Source organism: Blastococcus carthaginiensis (genome assembly GCF_030731085.1).
GTDB classification, from domain to species: Bacteria; Actinomycetota; Actinomycetes; order Mycobacteriales; family Geodermatophilaceae; genus Blastococcus; species Blastococcus carthaginiensis.
This window is the reverse complement of record NZ_JASNFN010000039.1, coordinates 1-19,124: the sequence shown is the minus strand read 5'-3', so window position 1 is coordinate 19,124 and position 19,124 is coordinate 1. Positions and strand designations below refer to the sequence as shown.

The 19,124-nt window shown below is 74.7% G+C and carries 18 protein-coding genes; 11 read left to right on the top strand and 7 right to left on the bottom strand.

Features of this window, described 5'->3' with window-relative positions; all coding sequences use genetic code 11:
• Window positions 1-102: 102 nt before the first annotated feature.
• The 3 genes from QOZ88_RS21445 (at window position 103) to QOZ88_RS21435 (ending at window position 3,304) form a co-directional block, all read left to right on the top strand.
• Entirely contained in the window at window positions 103-303 is a 201-nt protein-coding gene (locus tag QOZ88_RS21445; protein ID WP_040337424.1) for a cold-shock protein, read from the top strand.
• Between the two features lie 241 nt (window positions 304-544).
• Window positions 545-2,173, top strand: coding sequence for a chaperonin GroEL (gene groL, locus QOZ88_RS21440; RefSeq protein WP_306001723.1), 1,629 nt, complete (start codon window positions 545-547; stop codon window positions 2,171-2,173).
• Window positions 2,174-2,506: 333 nt separating this feature from the next.
• Window positions 2,507-3,304 (top strand): DUF72 domain-containing protein, encoded by a 798-nt coding sequence (locus QOZ88_RS21435; RefSeq protein ID WP_306001722.1) that lies wholly within the window; start codon window positions 2,507-2,509, stop codon window positions 3,302-3,304.
• A gap of 6 nt (window positions 3,305-3,310) precedes the next feature.
• On the opposite strand, the gene QOZ88_RS21430 is transcribed toward QOZ88_RS21435, so the two are convergent.
• From QOZ88_RS21430 to QOZ88_RS21420, 3 genes are all read right to left on the bottom strand, one after another.
• Entirely contained in the window at window positions 3,311-3,958 is a 648-nt protein-coding gene (locus QOZ88_RS21430) for a hypothetical protein (RefSeq protein WP_306001721.1), read from the bottom strand.
• Window positions 3,959-4,062: 104 nt separating this feature from the next.
• Window positions 4,063-4,899 carry an SDR family oxidoreductase gene (locus tag QOZ88_RS21425; RefSeq protein WP_306001720.1) on the bottom strand — a complete coding sequence of 279 codons (837 nt, stop codon included), beginning with the start codon at window positions 4,897-4,899 and terminating at the stop codon, window positions 4,063-4,065.
• The gene (locus tag QOZ88_RS21420; RefSeq protein ID WP_306001719.1) at window positions 4,896-5,891 is read right to left on the bottom strand and encodes a Gfo/Idh/MocA family protein; all 996 of its coding nucleotides are present in this window, start codon (window positions 5,889-5,891) and stop codon (window positions 4,896-4,898) included. The genes QOZ88_RS21425 and QOZ88_RS21420 overlap by 4 nt, the downstream gene beginning before the upstream one ends.
• Before the next feature lie 38 nt (window positions 5,892-5,929).
• On the opposite strand from QOZ88_RS21420, the gene QOZ88_RS21415 reads away from it, so the two are divergent.
• The gene (locus tag QOZ88_RS21415) at window positions 5,930-6,205 is read left to right on the top strand and encodes a DUF4031 domain-containing protein (RefSeq protein ID WP_014374499.1); all 276 of its coding nucleotides are present in this window, start codon (window positions 5,930-5,932) and stop codon (window positions 6,203-6,205) included.
• On the opposite strand, the gene QOZ88_RS21410 is transcribed toward QOZ88_RS21415, so the two are convergent.
• Window positions 6,147-6,803, bottom strand: coding sequence for an HD domain-containing protein (locus QOZ88_RS21410; protein WP_306001718.1), 657 nt, complete (start codon window positions 6,801-6,803; stop codon window positions 6,147-6,149). The genes QOZ88_RS21415 and QOZ88_RS21410 overlap by 59 nt on opposite strands.
• Window positions 6,800-8,065 carry an ArgE/DapE family deacylase gene (locus tag QOZ88_RS21405; protein WP_306001717.1) on the bottom strand — a complete coding sequence of 422 codons (1,266 nt, stop codon included), beginning with the start codon at window positions 8,063-8,065 and terminating at the stop codon, window positions 6,800-6,802. Before QOZ88_RS21405 ends, QOZ88_RS21410 begins: the two co-directional genes overlap by 4 nt.
• 60 nt (window positions 8,066-8,125) lie before the next feature.
• On the opposite strand from QOZ88_RS21405, the gene QOZ88_RS21400 reads away from it, so the two are divergent.
• Window positions 8,126-8,863 (top strand): phospholipid scramblase-related protein, encoded by a 738-nt coding sequence (locus tag QOZ88_RS21400; protein WP_306001716.1) that lies wholly within the window; start codon window positions 8,126-8,128, stop codon window positions 8,861-8,863.
• Between the two features lie 686 nt (window positions 8,864-9,549).
• On the opposite strand, the gene QOZ88_RS21395 is transcribed toward QOZ88_RS21400, so the two are convergent.
• Window positions 9,550-9,798 carry a DUF6458 family protein gene (locus QOZ88_RS21395; protein WP_306001715.1) on the bottom strand — a complete coding sequence of 83 codons (249 nt, stop codon included), beginning with the start codon at window positions 9,796-9,798 and terminating at the stop codon, window positions 9,550-9,552.
• A 234-nt stretch (window positions 9,799-10,032) separates the two neighbouring features.
• Between QOZ88_RS21395 and QOZ88_RS21390 the strand changes: the two genes are divergently transcribed.
• From QOZ88_RS21390 to QOZ88_RS21380, 3 genes are all read left to right on the top strand, one after another.
• Window positions 10,033-10,158 (top strand): hypothetical protein, encoded by a 126-nt coding sequence (locus tag QOZ88_RS21390; protein WP_306001714.1) that lies wholly within the window; start codon window positions 10,033-10,035, stop codon window positions 10,156-10,158.
• A gap of 62 nt (window positions 10,159-10,220) precedes the next feature.
• Entirely contained in the window at window positions 10,221-13,208 is a 2,988-nt protein-coding gene (locus QOZ88_RS21385; RefSeq protein WP_306001713.1) for a helix-turn-helix transcriptional regulator, read from the top strand.
• A gap of 65 nt (window positions 13,209-13,273) precedes the next feature.
• Complete coding sequence (locus tag QOZ88_RS21380) at window positions 13,274-13,528, top strand: hypothetical protein (protein ID WP_306001712.1); 255 nt, start codon at window positions 13,274-13,276, stop codon at window positions 13,526-13,528.
• 5 nt (window positions 13,529-13,533) lie between these two features.
• On the opposite strand, the gene QOZ88_RS21375 is transcribed toward QOZ88_RS21380, so the two are convergent.
• Complete coding sequence (locus QOZ88_RS21375) at window positions 13,534-15,309, bottom strand: DEAD/DEAH box helicase (protein WP_306001711.1); 1,776 nt, start codon at window positions 15,307-15,309, stop codon at window positions 13,534-13,536.
• A 236-nt stretch (window positions 15,310-15,545) separates the two neighbouring features.
• Here QOZ88_RS21375 and QOZ88_RS21370 point away from each other — a divergent pair, with 236 nt between their 5' ends.
• The 3 genes from QOZ88_RS21370 to QOZ88_RS21360 are packed head-to-tail and all read left to right on the top strand — an operon-like array spanning window position 15,546 to window position 18,837.
• On the top strand, window positions 15,546-16,085 hold the full coding sequence (locus QOZ88_RS21370) for a GNAT family N-acetyltransferase (RefSeq protein ID WP_306001710.1): 540 nt from the start codon (window positions 15,546-15,548) through the stop codon (window positions 16,083-16,085).
• Between the two features lie 38 nt (window positions 16,086-16,123).
• Entirely contained in the window at window positions 16,124-18,394 is a 2,271-nt protein-coding gene (locus QOZ88_RS21365) for a DUF222 domain-containing protein (protein ID WP_306001709.1), read from the top strand.
• A 38-nt stretch (window positions 18,395-18,432) separates the two neighbouring features.
• Window positions 18,433-18,837, top strand: a complete 405-nt coding sequence (locus tag QOZ88_RS21360) for a hypothetical protein (RefSeq protein ID WP_306001708.1) — start codon at window positions 18,433-18,435, stop codon at window positions 18,835-18,837.
• Window positions 18,838-19,124: the final 287 nt, after the last annotated feature.

Sequence of the window (19,124 nt, the reverse complement as noted above, 5' to 3'; positions counted from 1 at the left end):
CGCGCGGTTCCAGTTCCATGTTCGTGGTATGCGGGCGGAAGAGCTAGGCCCGGCCCTCCGATCCAGAGGGGCCGTCCGCACGCACGAAACGTGGGAGCACACGTGGCACAGGGCACCGTGAAGTGGTTCAACGCCGAGAAGGGCTTCGGCTTCATCGCCGTCGACGGCGGCCAGGACGTCTTCGTCCACTACTCGGCCATCCAGATGGACGGGTACAAGAGCCTCGACGAGGGTCAGCGCGTCGAGTTCGAGGTCGTCCAGGGCGCCAAGGGCCCCCAGGCCGACGCCGTCCGCAGCGCCTGAGGACCACCCAGCAGCACCGGAGGCCCGGTCCCCCTCGAGGGGGCCGGGCCTTCGTCTGTTCTTGCACTCGCCGGGGTCGAGTGCCAGACTCGCTTCTGGCACTCGTACCCTTTGAGTGCCAATCAGGTCGGTCGGTGAGGCACCGGCGCGCGGGCCGAAGGAGCGTCCGCACCGCTGGTGTCGTCCGTCGCGGGCGCCGCACCCGGCCGTGCAGCGATCAACGCATGGAGGACATCACCACATGGCCAAGATGATCGCCTTCGAGGAAGAGGCGCGCCGCGGCCTCGAGCGGGGCATGAACACCCTCGCCGACGCCGTCAAGGTGACCCTCGGCCCCAAGGGCCGGAACGTCGTCCTGGAGAAGAAGTGGGGCGCCCCCACGATCACCAACGACGGTGTGAGCATCGCCAAGGAGATCGAGCTCGAGGACCCGTGGGAGAAGATCGGGGCCGAGCTCGTCAAGGAGGTCGCGAAGAAGACCGACGACGTCGCGGGTGACGGCACCACCACCGCCACCGTGCTCGCCCAGGCTCTCGTGCGCGAGGGTCTGCGCAACGTCGCTGCCGGCGCCAACCCGATGGCCCTGAAGAAGGGCATCGAGAAGGCCGTCGCCTCGGTCACCGAGTACCTCCTGGCCACGGCCAAGGACGTCGAGACCAAGGAGCAGATCGCCGCCACCGCGTCGATCTCCGCCGCCGACCCCGCCATCGGTGAGCTCATCGCCGAGGCGATGGACAAGGTGGGCAAGGAAGGTGTCATCACCGTCGAGGAGAGCAACACCTTCGGCCTCGAGCTCGAGCTCACCGAGGGCATGCGCTTCGACAAGGGTTACATCTCGCCCTACTTCGTCACCGACGCCGAGCGCATGGAGGCCGTCCTCGACGACCCGTACGTGCTCGTCGTCAACTCGAAGATCAGCTCGGTCAAGGACCTGCTCCCGCTGCTGGAGAAGATCATGCAGTCGGGCAAGTCGCTGGCCATCATCTCCGAGGACGTCGAGGGCGAGGCCCTCGCGACCCTGGTCGTGAACAAGATCCGGGGCACCTTCAAGTCCGTCGCCGTCAAGGCCCCGGGCTTCGGTGACCGCCGCAAGGCCATGCTCGGCGACATCGCCATCCTCACCGGTGGCCAGGTCATCAGCGAGGAGGTCGGCCTCAAGCTCGACACCGCCGGCCTCGAGCTGCTGGGCCGCGCCCGCAAGGTCGTCGTCACCAAGGACGAGACGACGATCGTCGAGGGTGCCGGTGACACCGACCAGATCCAGGGCCGGGTCAACCAGATCCGCAGCGAGATCGAGCGGTCGGACTCCGACTACGACCGCGAGAAGCTGCAGGAGCGCCTGGCCAAGCTGGCTGGTGGCGTCGCCGTCATCAAGGCCGGCGCCGCGACCGAGGTCGAGCTCAAGGAGCGCAAGCACCGCATCGAGGACGCGGTGCGCAACGCCAAGGCCGCCGTCGAGGAGGGCATCGTCGCCGGTGGTGGCGTCGCCCTCGCGCAGGCCACGGCCGTCGCGTTCGACAAGCTCGAGCTCGAGGGTGACGAGGCGACCGGTGCCAACATCGTGCGCGTCGCGCTCGAGGCGCCGCTGAAGCAGATCGCCATCAACGCCGGCCTCGAGGGCGGCGTCGTCGCGGAGAAGGTCCGCAACTCCGAGACCGGCTGGGGCCTCAACGCCGCCACCGGCGAGTACGTGGACCTCGTCGCGGCCGGGATCATCGACCCCGCCAAGGTGACCCGCTCGGCGCTGCAGAACGCCGCCTCCATCGCGGCGCTCTTCCTCACCACCGAGGCCGTCATCGCCGACAAGCCGGAGAAGAACGCTCCGGCCATGCCCGGTGGCGACGGCGGCATGGGCGGCATGGACTTCTGAGTCCGGCCACCTAGGCACCAGCACTGCCCGCCAGGGGCGGTCCCGCATCGCGGGGCCGCCCCTGTCGGCGACTCCGGGGGCCGTCGCCATCGAGTGCGACGACGTCGTGGTCATCCGACGCTGATGGCCACGACGTCGTCGCACTCGCCGCGGCTGTTCGGGTCTCCGGCGGGAAAGGGCACCACCAGTCGGCGAGCGCGTGGTGGTCGCGGGCGTCGAGGCGGAGGGCCTCGGACCGGTCCGGTGCAGCCGTCCTGCCCCCGTCCCTGCACGTCCCCGAGACGGGGGGGGCATCGTCGCGTCAGCCATCGGGCCACGGGGTAGCGGCCGGGGATGGCGGTGATCATCGGGACGTCGGGGTGGCAGTACCGCGACTGGCGCGGGGCCTTCTACCCGCAGAAGCTGCCCCAGCGCCTCTGGCTGGAGCACTACGTCCAGCACTTCGCCACCGTCGAGAGCAACAACGCGTTCTACCGGCTGCCCGAGCGGGAGACGTTCGAGAAGTGGCGCGAACGCACCCCGCCGGACTTCCGGTGGGCGGTCAAGGCCAGCCGCTTCCTCACCCACATCAAGCGGCTGCGTGAGCCGGAGGAGCCGGTCGCCCGCCTGATGGGCCGCGCCGAGGGGCTCGCGGACAAGCTGGACACGGTCCTGCTGCAACTGCCCCCCACGCTCAAGGCCGACCCCGAGCTGCTGCGCGAGTGCCTGGCGCAATTCCCGGCCGGCACCCGGGTGGCGGTGGAGCCGCGGCACGAGACGTGGTGGACCGACGAGGTCCGGGCGCTGCTGGAGCGCTACGGGGCGGCGCTGTGCTGGGCCGACCGCGACGAGCAGCCGGTGACCCCGCTCTGGCGGACCGCCGACTGGGGTTACCTGCGGCTGCACCACGGGTTCGAGGGCTGGGGGTACCGCCCGCAGACCCTGCAGCTGTGGGCCGACCGGCTGGCCGCCGCGTACGGGGACGGCGACGTCCTCGTCTACTTCAACAACGACCCGGGCTGCAACGCGGTCATCGACGCTGTGCGCTTCGCCGACGCCGTCCGCCGGACCGGGTCGGCACCCACCCGGGTGCCGACCGCGGCCCAGGCGACCGGTCTGGCGTGGGAGCCGGAGGAGCAGGCCCCTGTGTGACGGGGGTCAGTTCCCGCCGCGGCCCTGGTTCCCCCGGCCATGGCCGGCGGGCTGCCCGGTGGTAGCGGCGGCGGTCTCCCCGACCGATTCCTCGACCGGCTCCTCGACCGGAGCGGTGGCGTCGCGAGCAGCCTTCGCCGCATCGCGGGCGGCCTTGTCCGCCTCCCGGGCTGCCTCGCGGGCGGCCTTGTCGGCGTCGTGGGCCGCCTGGCGGGCCTGGGCCGCGGCCAGCGCCTCCTGGGCGTGCTCGTCGGCGTGCGCGATGGCGTTGTCCAAGCCGCGGAGCCCGGCGTCCTCGCCGGTGCTCTCCTCCTCGACGGCCTCGTCCTCGGTGGTCTCCTCCTCGACGACGTCCACGTCGGTGGCCTCCTCGTCGAGCGACTCCTCCTCCGTGGCGACCTCGGGCTCCACGGCGTCGACGTCCGGGGTGTCGTCGGTCGTGGTCACGTCCTCGTCGGAGCCCGGCAGCTCGAAGGGGGTCACCGTCTCCACGGTGCTCGCGACGGCGTCCTGCACCGGCGCGGGCAGGGCGCCCACGGCACCGGCGCCGGTGACCCCGGCGGTGGCGATGCCGACCCCGGTCGCCACCTGGGCGACCGTGCTGGCGCCGGCGAACTTCGCCGCCAGCGCGGCCAGACCTTCGAGCAGTGCCATGGATGTCGTTCCCCTCGGGCGGATGGCCGTCGGTACGGCCGTTCCCGTTCCTCTTCGGCAGGTGCCGGCGGTGGCTGGAGCCGAGCCACCCGGTCGGGGGACGGTCAGCGGCCCGGCGGGATCCGGTCGGCGAGGTGCGCGGCGAACCTGCGTGGTGGCCGGCCGAGCAGCGCGGTGAGCACCCGCGGGCTGCCCGTGAAGCCGTGCGCCCGGTACCAGTCGAACATCGTGGTGCGGCAGCGGCCGGCGTAGGTCCCGTCGTCCTCGGCCCGGACGTCGACGGCGGTGACCGGCCGCCCGGCACGCTCGGTGAGCAGCGCGGCGACGTCGGGGGCGGTGAGCGCCTCGGGGCCCACGGCCTCGAAGGTGCCGCTGTCGAGACCGTCCTCGGTGAGCAGCACGGCCGCCGCCTCGGCGACGTCGCGGAGGTCGACGAAGGACTGCGCCTGCGCCAGGCCCCACGGGCTGGGCAGCTCGCCGGTCGCGACGGCCGCCGTCGCCGCCCCGTCGAGGTTGCCGGCGTAGGCGCAGGGCTGCAGCACCCGCCACCGGGCGCCCGTGCCGCCGACGGCGCCGTCGAGCGCCTCCTCGACGACGTCCTTGGCGGCGTGGTGCGGCATGGCGCGGGCCTGCGGGCGGAGCACCGAGTGGTAGACGAGCCGGGGCACCCCCGCGCGGGCGGCGGCGGTCAGCACGGCCGGGGTGCCGGTGGCCTCGCCGGGGTCGAAGTTCGGCCAGATCACGTACAGGGCGTCGGCGCCGGCCAGCGCACCCGACAGGTCACCGGTGAGGTCGCCGACGACGACCTCGGCGCCGAGCGCGTCCAGCTCCGGGCGCGGCTTCCGCGAGGGCACGACCGCGCGCACCCGCTCGCCGCGCGCGAGCAGGGCCCGGACGACGGCGGTGCCGGTGGCCCCGCCCGCCGCGGTCACGACGATCACAGGACGTCGACCGCCTCCGCGTGGCGCACCCCGAGCTGGTCGGCCGCCTGCCCGAGCACGTCCTGCACCACGAGGGTGTCGTCCAGCGGCATCACGGTGCTCTCGGTGCGGCCGGCGCGCAGGCACTCGGTGACCTCGGCCAGCTCGTGCGCGTACCCGGCGCCGGTCTGCGGGCGGGTGATCTCCTCGGGCTCGGCGCCGTCGCGGTGCAGCACGATCGTCTGCGGGTGGTGGAAGCGCGGGACGACGTCGATCCAGCCCGTCGTCCCCACCACGCGGGCGGTCCCGGGCAGGGCGTACTTGAGCGAGGTGGTGAGCGCGGCGTTGCGGCCGTCGTCCCAGCCCAGCAGGATCGCCGCCTCCGCGTCCGCGCCGGACGGGAACAGGGAGCCGGTGGCGACGACGCGGTCGGGCCTGCCCAGCAGCATCTGGGCGAAGGAGACCACGTACACCCCCAGGTCGAGCAGCGCGCCGCCGCCGAGCTCCAGCGCGAAGAGCCGGTCGACGGGGTCGTACTCGCGGGAGACGCCGAGGTCGGCCTGCACCGACCGCACCTCGCCGATCGCGCCGTCGGCCACCAGCTCGTTCAGCGCGACGACGGCCGGCTGGAACCGGGTCCACATCGCTTCCATGACGAAGGTGCCGGTCTCGCGGGCCAGGTCGACGACCTCGGTGGCGCCGGCGGTGGTGGCGGTGAACGCCTTCTCCACGAGCAGCGCCTTGCCGGCGCGCAGCGCGGCCAGCGCGAACTGGTGGTGCTGCGGGTGGGGGGTGGCCACGTAGACGACGTCGACGTCCGGGTCGCTGAGGATGTCGGCGTAGGAGCCGTAGGCGCGCTCGAGGCCGTGCCGCGCGGCGAACCCGTCGGCCCGCTCCTGCGATCGGGAGGCGACGGCCACCGCGCGGGCGCCGTCGACGACGGCGAAGTCCTCCACCACCTTCTCGGCGATGCGGCCCGGCCCGACGACTCCCCAGCGGATCTCTGCGCTCACCGGGCAGACGCTAGTCGCGGCCCGGCAGACTGCTCGCCGTGGCTGTGCTGATCGACTCCCCGGTGTGGCCGTGGCGCGGCCGCCGCTGGTCGCACCTGGTGAGCGACGTCAGCTACGACGAGCTGCACGCCTTCGTCGCGGCCGAGCTGGGCATCCCGCGCCGGGCGTTCCAGGGCGACCACTACGACATCCCCGAGGACCTCTACGCCGTCGCCGTCGCCGCCGGGGCGGAGCCGGTCGAGTGCCGGGAGCTGCTCAGCCGGCTGCTGGCGGCGGGGCTCCGTCAGCGGAAGCGCGCGACCGCAGCAGGGTGAGCTCGGCGGCCAGGTTGGCGCGCGCCAGGAGCTCCCACTCCCTGGCAGCGGGCAGCCGGTAGAGCCGGGGGAGAGCGAGCAGCCGTTCCAGGACGGCGATCCGGCCGGCGGTGAAGACCTCGTCGGAGAGGTGGCCGTACTCGGCGCGGACCGCCGACGCGTAGCCGGCGTAGGCCTGCGGCGGGCTGGCCAGCACGGCGAGGTCGGCGTCGCACAGGGCCGCGCCGTTGGCGTCGCCGGGCTCGGGATCGTGCCCGGCGGTGAGCAGCACCAGCCGGACGACCTCGTCGACCCGCTCGTCCGGCACCAGCCCGCGCAGTCCGGCCCGAGCGCGCTCGGCGCTGACCTGCTCGTTGTCCGCGCGCAGCGGGTCGTAGACGACGTCGTGGTACCAGGCGGCCAGCGCGACCGCGGCGGGGTCGGGGACGTCGGTGCTCAGCCGGTCGAGCAACCCCAGGACGGCCGCCAGGTGCGCGAGGTCGTGGTACCGGCGGTGCGGCTCGCTCCACGCGGCGAGGACGGCGGCCCATTCGGTGCGCGAGGTGGGGGAGTCGCCGGCCAGCGCCGCCCAGGCGTCGAACCCGACGGGGCCGCTCACCGCACCCCGCAGGTGCGCAGCGCCAGCAGCGCGAAGGCGCGGGCGGCGGTGACCAGCTCGGTGATGGGCACCTGCTCCAGCGGGCCGTGCGCCAGGTGCAGGTCGCCGGGGCCGTAGTGCAGGGTGGGGATGCCGGCGGCGGCGTACTGGCGCAGGTCGCTGCCCGCGGCGACCGCACCCTCCCCCGGGAGCGGACCGCCGGCGTCGGTGACGGCCGCACGGACGTCGTCCAGCAATCGGTGCCCCGCCGGGAGCTGGCCGCTGGCGAACGCCCCGCCGGTCCAGGTCAGCCGCACCGGGTGCTCGGCCAGCCACGGGTGGCCGGCGGAGATCTCGGCCAGCCGGCGCTCGAGCGCCGCCTTCGCCGTCTCCACCGGCTCGCCCACGCGGACGCCGTACCGGCCTTCGGCGACCAGCCGGTCCGGTACGGAGCTCGCCCAGTCGCCGGCCTGCACCCGGCCGATCGAGATGCCGTAGGGAAAGCGTGCGTCGCCGAACCGCGGGTCGGCGTCGCGCTGCCGTTCGGCCTCGTACGCGATCAGCCCGGCGTGCACGTGCGCGAACAGCTCGACCGCGCTGACGCCCCGGTCGCGCATGGCGGCGTGCGCGGCATGCCCGGTGATCTCCAGCCGGAAGGTCAGCGCCCCGGCGTTGGCGGTGACGACGGCCTGCGCCGTGGGCTCGGGGATGACGCAGAGGTCGCCGGTGTGGCCGCGGCGCAGGGTGGCCCATGCGCCGAGGCCGCCGTCCTCCTCGCCGATCACGCCGTGCAGCGCGAGCGGCCGGACCAGGCGCACCCCCGCCGCCCGCAGGGCGTGCACGGCGGCCAGCGAGGCGACGACGCCGGCCTTCATGTCGCAGGCGCCGCGGCCGTACACCGCGCCGTCGGCGATCCGGGGCACGAACGGGTCGCCGGCCCAGAGGGCGGGGTCGCCGGGCGGGACGACGTCGGTGTGCCCGGAGAGCACCAGCGCCGGGGCGCCCTCGCCGCCGACGGTGCCGACCACGCCCCACGCCTCGGTGCGCACGACCTCCTGGCCGGGGGCGTCGGCGGCGGTGGCCGCCTCCGCGAGGTCGACCGGCCAGCAGTCGACGTCGCAGCCGAGCTCGTCGAGCCAGCCGGCGAGCAGGTGCTGCACCTCGCTCTCGGCCGCCGTGCCGCCCACCGACGGGACGGCGATCATCGCTGCGAGCCGGTCCACCGCCCACCGCTCGTCGACGGCGGAGAGGACGCGGGCCTCCACGTCGGTCAGGTCGGCCACGGTCGGAGTCTGGCACGGGTCTGCCGGGCGTCGCGGGGGAGCGGCGCTAGCGTTCCCGCCGTGACGCAGCCCCCGCCACCGCCCGGTTGGTACCCCGATCCCGCCGGCGGTCCGGGCACCCGGTGGTGGGACGGCCAGGGCTGGAGCGAGCACGTCCAGCAGCCCTCGCGCCCTTCACCGTCCGCGCCGCCGCCGACCGGGCCGTCGCTCTACGACCAGCCGGTGCTCCTGGTGAACCAGAAGACGAAGCTGATCGAGCTCACCAACGAGTACGCCGTCCTCGACGGGAACGGGCAGCAGATCGGCGCCGTCGTCCAGGTCGGGCAGAGCGGGCTCCGGAAGGCCGTCCGCTTCGTCTCGAACCTCGACCAGTTCCTGACCCACCGGCTGGAGGTGCGCGACGCCCGCGGTCCGGTGCTGGTGCTCATCCGGCCGGCGAAGTTCGTGAAGTCGCGGGTGGTCGTGGAGCGGCCCGGCGGTGCGCCGGTCGGCGAGATCGTGCAGGCCAACGTCTTCGGGAGGATCCGCTTCGACCTGGTCGCCGGCGGGCAGCTGGTCGGCGCCATCCAGGCGGAGAACTGGCGGGCCTGGGACTTCGCCATCACCGACGCCGCGGGTGTCGAGGTCGCCCGGATCACGAAGAAGTGGGAGGGCCTGGCCCGGACGGTGTTCACCACGGCCGACCGCTACGTCGTCCTGGTGCACTACCGCCTGCCCGAGCCGCTGGCCAGCATGGTGATCGCCTCGGCGCTGACCGTCGACACGGCGCTGAAGCAGGACGCGCGCGGCTTCAACTGAACCGCTGGCCCGGCCGGAATCACCTGCCTGGCGACGGTCGCTCTCTGCCCCGCCCGGCGGGGCAGAGCGCTATCGCGCGCCGAGTCCCCCTCACGATGCGGGTGAGATAGGCCCACCTTCCGCTCAGGGAGGCCCAAGGGTCAGCGACCGGGTCGCCCAGCAGTGCGGTCAGTGCGAATCCGGCCCCAGCGGAGCGCCAGGTAGGCCCCGGACATCCCGGCCGGTGGGGCAACCAGGCCAGTGATGAGGCCGAGGATGCCGGCCTCGGTGTAACCAGAGGCGAAGCACAGGACGACGAACGCCGCCCATATCAGCCACGCAACGCAGCAGCGTCAGCGACCCGCTCACGTCAACCGAACGGCGGCCTGTGAGTCGCGGGTCATCTCCACCGGATCGTGAGGGGGCCGCCGGGTCAGGTCGTGGTGCCGGTACCCGGCCACGGCCGCTCCGAGGACATGACGTCGGTACGTCCGGCGCGTACGGTGGGACGGGTCCGGGCCGGGTGCATCGTGCCCCCGGGTGCCATTTGGTTACGCCTTCACGGACTACCGCCCCGGCCTCGGTCGGGGGCCTGGAGCCGTGTTGTGCTTCTCGCCGCGAGGCGGCCGTCATCCGGTCCGGACCTGAACGCAGCAGAGCCCCGCCCTTCCCGGGCGGGGGCTCTCGCGTTCGCCGAGCCGGTCGGCTCAGTAGGTCTCCTCCGTGGTGCTCCGGCGCGCCGGGCCGCCTGCTGCCGGGTCGCCGTAGGCGTCGGTCCGGGTGACCCGGCGCCGGCGCGGGCCCCAGACGGCCAGCTCCAGGACGATGCCCAGCGCACCGACGATCATCAGGATCCAGCCGACGACCTGCAGGTCGACGCCGCTGACGTCCACGCGCAGGGCGAAGGTGAGGATCGCGCCGAGGGCGAGCAGCACGATGGCGGTTCCGAGTCGCATGACCAACTCCTCCGGTGGCGGTCGGCGGGGCGCCGACCTGCGGCGCTCGCCGCGGGGGCAGCGGTGCCCGCGCGCCGGGCGGCGAACCGCGTCCCGGCCCCGATGTCACCCTCACGGGTGGATCTGAGGCCCCTTAGGCGGATGTGCCCACCGGGGACGGCGTGGTCGCCCGATGCCCGGCCCCCCGCCTCAGCACGAACGTTCCTCTCGTCAGCACCGATGAGAGGAACGACCATGACGTACCCCAACCCCGGGCTCGAGGCCGAGCTCGCCTACCGCCGCGAGGTCCTGCAGGAGATCGGCCGCCGCACCGGCACCCGACGGGGCCCGTGGCTCCGCCGGCACCGGCGTACGCGCTGAGCACACCCCGGCCGGGTGGTGCCGACCCCGATCGGTCACCCCCGCGTGCCACGATCCCAGCCGTGTCACGTTGGGACGACGCCCCGCTCGTGGGCCGGGCCGAGGAGCTCGCCCGCCTGCTCGCGCAGGTGGAGCGGGCCGTCGCCGGCCGGGCGTGCGCGACGCTGCTGGCCGGCGACGCCGGCGTGGGCAAGACCCGGCTGCTCGACGAGCTGGGCCGGCGGGCGGCCGAGCGCGGGCTGCGGGTGCTCACCGGGCACTGCGTCGACCTCGGCGACGTCGGGCTGCCCTACCTGCCCTTCGTCGACCTCCTCCGCCCGCTCGCGGCCGACCCCGAGCTCGTGCCGGCGGCCCGGTCGAACCCCGTCCTGACCGGCTTCCTCGCCGGCCACCCGGGCGCGGTCGTCCCGGTGCCGCCCCCGGGCGAGGGCCTGGACCTCGGCCGCCCCCTGCCGCACCGGGCCGCGCCGCAGCCGGTCGACGACGGGCGGCTGCAGCTGTTCGAGTCGGTCGCCGCGCTGCTCTGCGAGCTGGCCGCGGCCGGCCCGCTGCTCGTCGTGCTGGAGGACGTGCACTGGGCCGACCGGTCCAGCCGCGACCTGCTCCGCTACCTGCTGGCCCGGCTGGTCGACGAGCCGGTCGCCGTCGTCGTCTCCTACCGCGCCGACGACCTCCACCGCCGGCACCCGCTGCGCCCTCTTCTCGCCGAGCTCGTGCGGCTGCCGGGCGTCGAACGGCTGGACCTGGCGCCGCTGCCGGATGCCGCCGTCGGTGACCTGGTCCGGGGGCTGGCGACCGGCGGCATCCCCGCGAGCGCCGTCGACGACGTCGTCGCCCGCGCGGAGGGCAACGCCTTCTACGCCGAGGAGCTGCTGGCCGCGCGGCTGCAGGGGGAGGCGCTCCCGCTCGCGCTGACCGACGTCCTGCTGACGCGCGTGGAGCAGCGCTCCCCGGCCGCCCAGCAGGTGCTGCGGATCGCGGCGGTCGCCGGCCGCCGGGTGCGTCACGAGCTGGTCGCCGCCGTGGGCGAGCTGGGCAGCGGCGAACTGGAGGCGGCGTTCGCCGAGGCGGTGCACCACCACCTCCTCGTCGTCTCCGACGACGGCCGCTACCGCTTCCGGCACGCCCTGCTGCGCGAGGCGGTGCTGGCCGACCTGCTGCCCGGGGAACGGGTGCGCCTGCACGCCGCGATCGCCGCGTACCTGGCGCGCGAGCCGGACGCCGGCACGGCGGCCGAGCGGGCGCACCACGCACGGGAGAGCAACGACCTGGCGGGCGCGTTCGGCGCGTCGCTCGAGGCGGCGGCCGACGCCCGGCGCGTGGGCGCCCCCGCCGAGCAGCTGCAGCACCTGGAGGCGGCGCTGGCGCTGTGGTCCGCCGTGCCCGACGCCGCCGAGCGGGCGGGCCGCGACCAGGCCGCCCTGGTGCTGGAGACCGCGGGGGCGGCACGGACCGTCGGGGAGCTGCACCGCGCCGTCGCGCTGCTGCGCTCGGCGCTCCAGGTGCTCGGTCCGGACGCCGATGCGGGAACCCGCGCCCGGGTGCACTACATGCTGGCCCAGGCCATGGTGCGCGTCGAGGACGAGTTCGGGGCCTACGGCGAGAGCGCGGCAGCGATGGCGCTGGTCCCGGCGGACCCGCCGTCGGAGGTGCGCACCTGGGCGGCGGCCACGCATGCCCGGATGAGCTACGCCGTCGGCCGGATCGAGGAGGCCGAGGCCGCCGTCGACGAGGCGCTCGTGGCGGCGGACGCGCTCGGGCTCGACGGCGCCTGGTCCGACATCGCGGTCACCCAGCTGCGGGCCAAGCCGGGGGCCGATCCGGAGTGGGTGCGGGCCCGCCTGGACGAGGCGTTGCTGCGGGCGCGCCGGTCCGGCGACCTCGACGTCGAGATGCGGGCGCTGTTCAACCTCGCCACGGTCGCCTTCGAGGCAGGGCGGATCGACGAGGCGCTGACCTGGACCCGGCGCGGGACGCGACGGGCGCGTGACCTCGGCGGCGACTGGTCCTACTACGCGGCGGAGATGCGGCACCTGCAGGTGACGGCGCTCTACATGACCGGCGACTGGGACGGGAGCCTCGCCGAGGCCGATCTGCTGGCCCGGGTGCCCGAGATCGCCGCCCACGTCCGTGCGGATGGGCTGCTCGTCCTGGTGGGCCGGGGCGATCCGGGGGCGCGTGAGCGGGTCGACTGGGCCCGCGGGCTGATCCCGCGGCTGCAGGCCCACATCCTCCTCGACCTGGTCACGGCCGCCTCGGAGATCGACCTGGCCGCCTGGCACGGGGACGCGCAGACCGCCCTGGACGTCGCCTTCGCGGCCTGCCGGCGGCTGCAGCGGGAGTGGGAGGACGACCACCTCGGCGTGCTCCGGCTGGTCGGCACGGCCCTGGCGCCGGTGGCCGACGCCGCGGCCACGGCGCGGCGGGAGGGGGACGCCGGCGCCATCGAGCGCTGGGCGGAGGCCGGCGAGGAGCTCGTCGCGATGGCCCGCTCCGGCGTCGAGGTCTACCGGGGCAACTACGGCGACACGATGGGTGTCGAGGCGAGGGCCTGGCAGGCCCGGGTGGAGGCCGAGGCGGCCCGGCTGCGCGGGGAGGACGCACCCGAGCGGTGGCGGGCGGCGGTCGAGGCGTTCGGGTTCGGGCACGTCTACGAGGAGGCGCGGTCCCGCAGGCGGCTCGCCGAGGCGCTGCTGGCCACCGGCGACCGGGCCGGGGCGGCGGAGCAGGCGCGTGCCGCGCACGAGGTCGCCGTCCGGCTGGGGGCACGGCCGCTGCGGGAGGCGGTGGAGGCGCTGGCACGCCGGGGCCGGCTCGACGTCGTCGGTGTCCGGGCGGTCGATGTCTCCGCCGTCCTCACCCCGCGGGAGGCGGAGGTACTGAGGCTGCTGGCGCTCGGGCGCACGAACCGGCAGATCGGCGCGGAGCTCTACATCAGCGAGAAGACCGCGAGCGTGCACGTCAGCAACATCCTGGCCAAGTTCGGCGCGAGCGGCCGCACCGAGGCCGTCGCCATCGCCGCCGCGCGCGGGCTGCTGGCCGGCCCGTGATGTTTCACGTCACCTCGTCCTCGAACCGCGCGTCGATCCTGGAACACGGGCTCGACTGGCGGCGGATGGCCTCCGCACCGGGGATCACCGGCAGCCCGGTGCCGGAGCAAGAGGGGTGCTTCCTCGCTCCCGACGAATGGACGGCGGACTGGTTCGTCGACATGAACAACACCGGCGGTCCGGTCGACGTCTGGGTCGTCGAGGGGGTCGACCCGGCCGACCTGGTGACCTCCGGGGAGGGATACGACTACTTCCCGGGCGTCATCCCAGCCGATCGGCTCCGGCTGGTCCGTGCAGACGTCCCACCGGTCCACGACTGAGCGCTCTAGAGCATCGTGCGGAGGCGCTCCCGGCGGGCACGCAGCACGTCGACCGACGCCGACGCCGACGGCGGCCCGGGCACCGACTGGCGCAGCTGGGTGTGCACCACGGCCTGCGGCTGCGAGGTCCGCGCCGCGACCCGGTTGACCAGCTTGTTGATCTCCCGGCGCAGCTCGGCGGCATCGCGCCACGAACGGCCGGCGTCGTCCTCGTCGGGATGGTCCTCGACGACCATGAAGTCGTCGGCGTCGTCCCGGTGGCTCTGCGCGATGCGCAGCCGCAGCTCCTCGTCGCGCTTGGCCAGCAGCGACGCCGTCTGCTCGGGGGTGAGCAGGCCGGGGATGCCGAGGAAGTCCTCCTCCTCGGGCGCCACGACGGTCGCCGGACGGCCCTCGCCGGTGTGCGCCGTCCCCCCGTGGAGCACGTGCGCGAAGCGGGCGTCGGCCTCCAGCGCCTCCCACTGCTTCATGCCGTCGGGATCCTTCTCCTTGGGCGGCAGCGGCTCGAGGTCGAGCTCGTCGCCCTGCACCGTCTTCGGCGGCGGCATGACGTGGTTGCGCTGCTCCTCCATCGAGGCGGCCAGCGACAGCAGCGGGCGCACGGCGGGGAGGAACACCGTGGCCGACTCGTGCGACGCCCGGGAGCGGACGACGCGGCCGACGGCCTGGGCGAAGAACAGCGGCGTCCGGTAGGAGGTCATCCATGCCAGGACGGCGGCGCGCGGGACGTCGACGCCCTCGGAGATCATGCGGACGCAGACGGCGATGCGGGCCGAGCCGGTCGCGAACCGCTCGATCTTCTTCGACGCCTTCGGGTCGTCCGAGAGGATCAGCTCCGGCGCCTTGCCGGTCACCCGCCGCACGATCTTGGCGTAGTCGCGGGCGTCGTCCTGGTCGCTGGCGAGGATCAGCCCGGCGGCGTCCGGCATGCCGCCCTCCTCGCGCAGGTGGGTGATCCGGTCGTCCATCGCGGCGATGACGTGCGGCACCCACTGGCCCTTGGGATCCAGGGCGGTGCGCCAGGCCTGCATCTCCACCGACTTGGTGCCGGCTTCGCTCAGCGACGCGGCGACCACCTCGCCGGCGGAGTTCCGCCAGCGGGAGGTGCCGGTGTAGGCGGCGAAGACGACCGGGCGGACGACGTTGTCGGCGAGCGCCTCCTTGTAGCCGTAGGTGTAGTCGGCGCGGCTGACCAGGCCGCCGGCCTCGCCCTCGAAGGTGTCCTCCTCGTACCGGACGAAGGGGATGCGCTCGTCGGGCTTGGTGCGGAACGGCGTCCCGGTCAGGCAGAGCCGGCGGGCGGCCATGCCGTATGCCTCCTCGACCGCCTCGCCCCAGGAGAGCCCGTCGCCGGCGTGGTGCACCTCGTCGAGGATGACCAGCGACTTGACGGCGGTGGCGCGGGCGGCGTGCAGCATCGGCTTGCCCGCCACCTGCGCGTAGGTGGTCACGTATCCCTGGGTGCCGGCGCGCACCGGGCCGACGGCGTTGGTCAGGTTCGGGTCGAGGACGATGCCCATCGCGTCGGCTGCCTCGGCCCACTGCAGCCGCAGGTGGTCGGTCGGGGCGACGACGATCACGCGGGCGACCTCCCGCCGCGACAGCAGCCGGGCGGCCAGCGTCAGGGCGAAGGTCGTCTTCCCGGCGCCCGGCGTAGCGGTGACCAGGAAGTCCTTGGGGGATGCCTCCTCGTACTGGCCGAGGGCGGCCTGCTGCCATGCCCGGAGCGGTCGGCTGGTCGTCTGCGGGGCCCGGGCCGCCGCTGCTGCTGCAGTCGCCATGTCGGGGCCCATTCTGATCGGCGGCCGGGCAACACGCCCAACGGGGGCTTCCCGCGCGCCACCGCCGTCGGGACGTATGGCGGCCTGTCGCCGAACCCCTGACCAGGGCGTTTGCCGACGCCGTCCGGCCGCTGTGGCGATCGTCATGGCCGGAACGGACCGGCTCGTCACTCCCGCCGGCCCCGGTGATCCCAGGCGTCCCCGGCGGCATCGCGACGGCTTGACAGACTCCGCCGGTGCCCCCGCTGCGCTGGCTGACCGACCCCGACCACGTGACCCCGCGGACGCGGGCGCGACTGGTCACCTGCTGGCGGGACGTGGTCAACGGCGGCGGAGCGGTCGGCTTCGCCCGGCAGGTGCCGGTGGACGACGGTGTCGTAGGGCCGGTGGTGGACCGGCTGGTCGCCGGGCTCGACCCGCGGCTGCGCCGGCTGCTCGTCGCGGTGCACGAGGGAGGGCTCGCCGGCTGGCTGGTGCTGACGGGGAACGCCGACCCGGTCGCCGCGCACTGGGGCCGGGTGACGCACGTCCAGACGTCGCCCGCCGCCCGGGGGTGCGGGGTGGGTGGCGCGTTGATGGGCGAGGTGGCGCGGGCGGCGCGCGACGACCTCGGCCTGGACTCGCTGCGGCTCGAGGTGCGCGGCGGGATGGGGCTGGAGTCCTTCTACGGGCGGCACGGGTGGGTCGTCGCCGGCTGCTGGCCCGGTGCGCTGCAGATCGCCGCGGACGATCGGCGGGACGAGGTGCTGATGGGACTGGACCTGCGGTCGGGCTGAGATCCAGGAATGTCAGTGGTCGAACGTACGTTCGATGCATGGCGGAAGCGATGCGGGCGGACGACGTCGATGCCGGTGCGCCGGCGGCCGGGTGGGCGTCGGGCCCGCTCGGCGCGGTCCAGGCCGCCGACCGGGAGATCGCCCGGCAGACGGCGTTGCGGGCCCGGGCGATCGCCGAGTTCGCCGCCACCCGGCCCTCGTCCGCGGACCGGCAGCCCGGCAAGCCGGGTGCCATGAGCGCCGACCGCCGGGCCTCGCGTGCGGAGGTGCTGTCCGGCGTCAGCGAGTGGGCGACGCAGGAGCTCTCCCTCGCCCTGTCCCGCATCTCCCAGTCGGCGGAGGCGCTGCTCACCCGGTCCCTCACGCTCGTGCACCGGTTGCCGCAGACGCTGGGCGCCCTCGAGGCGGGGGCGCTCCACGATGGGCACCTGTGGCCGATGCTCGGGACCGTCGCGCCGATCGCCGACGACAGGATCCGGGCCGAGGTGGAGGCCGAGCTGCTCGCCTGGGCCACCGGCCGGGTCACCACCCCGGCGCAGCTGGGTGACAAGGCGCGCCGGGTCGTGCTCCGGCGGGACGCCCGGGACGCCGCCGGCCGTCTGACCCGTGCGCTCCGCGAGCGCGGCGTCTCCGTCCGGCCCGGTGCTGCCGACGGGACGGCCGTGCTGAGCGCGCTGCTCTCCGTGCCGGAGGCGCAGGCGCTCCTCGACGCGCTGGGCCGGTACGCCGACTCCCTCGAGCCCACCCCCGACGACCGGCGCACCCGTGGGCAGAGGATGGCAGACTGCCTGCTCGACCTGGTGCTGCGGCCGGGGGAGAACGGCCTCCCGCCCGTGCAGGCGCAGCTCACCCTGGTGGCCGGTGTGCGCACCGTGCTGGGTGGTGACCAGCCGGGGGAGATCAACGGCCAGGTGGTGCCGGCCGAGATGGTGCGGGCGCTCGCTCGCGCTCTCGGTCTCCTGCCCGACGTCACGCCCCCGGACGCGGCAGGCGCCCCCGACACGGCCGGCGCCGCGGAGTCCGCCGGCGCCCCGGGGTCGGCTCCCGCTTCCGGCGAGACCCCCGCCGCGGACCCGACCCCCGCTCCGGACCCGGCTCCCGCTCCGGACCCGACTCCCGCTCCGGACGCCACCTCAGCTCCCGATGCGCCTTCGTCCTCGCGCGCTGGTGCAGCGGCCTGGCACCCGACCGAGGAGGAGGAGCTGGCCGACTGGTGGGCGGCCACCGAGGCGCGGGTGCTCGAGGAATGGCGTGGTGCGGAGGACCCGCCACCTGAGGAGCAGGCCCGGTTCTGGGCGGAGGCGGCCCGGTGGGAGTCGATGCCGGCCGCGATGGACGTCCTCCCGTGGCTGGACCCGGCCTGGCGCGCCGACGACGGCGCTTGCTCGGAGCCTGGGCCCGAGCCGGCGCCCGAACCGGTTCCCGGCCCTGCCCTCGCCGACGCCCCCGCGCCCGAGCCCGATCGCGATCCTGTCCTCGCCGACGCCCCCGCGCCCGAGCCCGATCGCGGCCCTGTCCTCGCCGACGCCCCCGCGCCCGAGCCCGATCGCGGCCCTGTCCTCGCCGACGTCCCTGCGCCCGAGCCGGGCTCCTGGGCGGCGGCCGACCGCGCGGTCGAGGCCGCAGGAGCGGTCCTGCTCGGCCTGGAGCGGGCGGTGGGTCGGGCGTGGGGCGCGGTGGCGGACGCTGAGGCGACTGGCGCAGACGACGAGGCTGCCTGGCAGCGGAGCCCGGAGGGTCGGGCGTCCTCGGCCTCCGATGCGCTCTCCGCACTCGGGGCCGCGACCGACGCCCAACGGGCCGCACTCGCCGATCTGCTCGACCGGACCGGTGGCGGTGGACTGGTCGACCGCCCGCGGATCGCGGTCGTCGACGAGCTGACCGGCGCGCTGGTGGCGCTCACCGACGCCGATGAGCTCCGTCGACGCTCCCGGTGCCAGGCGCGTGCATGCCGGCGGAACCCGGGCCGCTGCACCCACGACCTGGGCGGCATGCCTGGTCTCGGCGCTCCGCCGCCGACCGACGGATACCGGCCGGGCGCCCGTCTCGACCGGTTCGTGCGGGCTCGCGACCGCCGGTGCCGACAGCCCGGTTGCCGCCGGCCCGTGCCCAGGCGTGGCGAACTGGATCACGACCGGCGCTGGCCCGAGGGGGAGACGAGCGCGGCGAACCTGGTCGGCTACTGCACCTCGCACCACCGGGGCAAGCACCAGGCCCCGGGCTGGCAGCACCACCTGGCCGCCGACAGCACGCTCACCGTCACCACGCCCAGCGGTCTGGTCGCCTCGACGACCCCGCCGCCGTTCTGATGCGCGCCCGCAGCAAGGCGGCGTTACGGTCCCGACGCATGACGCGGTTCGTGATCGACGCACCCACGCTGCTGCACGTGGTGGCCGAGCGCATCGCGGTGGCGCCCGGCCACCAGTTGGTCGCCCCGCAGGTGCTGCGCTCCCAGGCGCTCGAGCTGCTGTTCGCCGCCGTCTCCCGGGGCGAGCTGACCGAGGCCGACGCGTTGGAGCGCCACGACACCATGACCCGCGTGAAGATCCGCTCGCTCAGTGACCGCGTGTCGCGACGGGTCGCCTGGCAGATCGCCCGTGAGCACGGGCTGCCCTCGACGACCGACGCCGAGTACCTGGCCGTCACCCGGCTGCAGGCGGACCTGTTCATCTCCGTCGATCCGGCAGCCCGGGCCCGGGCCGAGGGCGTGGTGCCGATCGGCTCCGTCGATCAGTTGCAAACCGGCGGCTGACCGGCGGGTGACCGGCGCCCGCTCATGTAAAGAGCTCCGGTGCTTGATCAGCTTCGGGGTTCCAGGGTTGCATGAGCATCCCGGCTGGTCCGGTGGGTGGCGAGGAAAGCGGCTCTGAGGGAGAGACGATCTTGAGGGATCGTGTCGAGCCTCGTCCGACTGATTGCCACCACTGGCCTGGCCACGGATGCCCCGGATGAGGGAAGTGGGCCGGCCCGCCGAGGCCGGGCCCGGTTGCAGCACATGAGTGGGAGCCGTCGTCAGGTTGCTCGCCGCCTTGGGACCGT

Coding starts and splice junctions, on each gene's coding strand:
- groL (WP_306001723.1), top strand. CDS start 545: ATGGCCAAGATGATCGCCTTCGAGGAAGAGGCGCGCCGCGGCCTCGAG.
- QOZ88_RS21435 (WP_306001722.1), top strand. CDS start 2,507: ATGGCGGTGATCATCGGGACGTCGGGGTGGCAGTACCGCGACTGGCGC.
- QOZ88_RS21430 (WP_306001721.1), bottom strand. CDS start 3,958: ATGGCACTGCTCGAAGGTCTGGCCGCGCTGGCGGCGAAGTTCGCCGGC.
- QOZ88_RS21395 (WP_306001715.1), bottom strand. CDS start 9,798: ATGCGACTCGGAACCGCCATCGTGCTGCTCGCCCTCGGCGCGATCCTC.
- QOZ88_RS21390 (WP_306001714.1), top strand. CDS start 10,033: ATGACGTACCCCAACCCCGGGCTCGAGGCCGAGCTCGCCTACCGCCGC.
- QOZ88_RS21380 (WP_306001712.1), top strand. CDS start 13,274: ATGGCCTCCGCACCGGGGATCACCGGCAGCCCGGTGCCGGAGCAAGAG.
- QOZ88_RS21375 (WP_306001711.1), bottom strand. CDS start 15,309: ATGGCGACTGCAGCAGCAGCGGCGGCCCGGGCCCCGCAGACGACCAGC.
- QOZ88_RS21365 (WP_306001709.1), top strand. CDS start 16,124: ATGGCGGAAGCGATGCGGGCGGACGACGTCGATGCCGGTGCGCCGGCG.
- QOZ88_RS21360 (WP_306001708.1), top strand. CDS start 18,433: ATGACGCGGTTCGTGATCGACGCACCCACGCTGCTGCACGTGGTGGCC.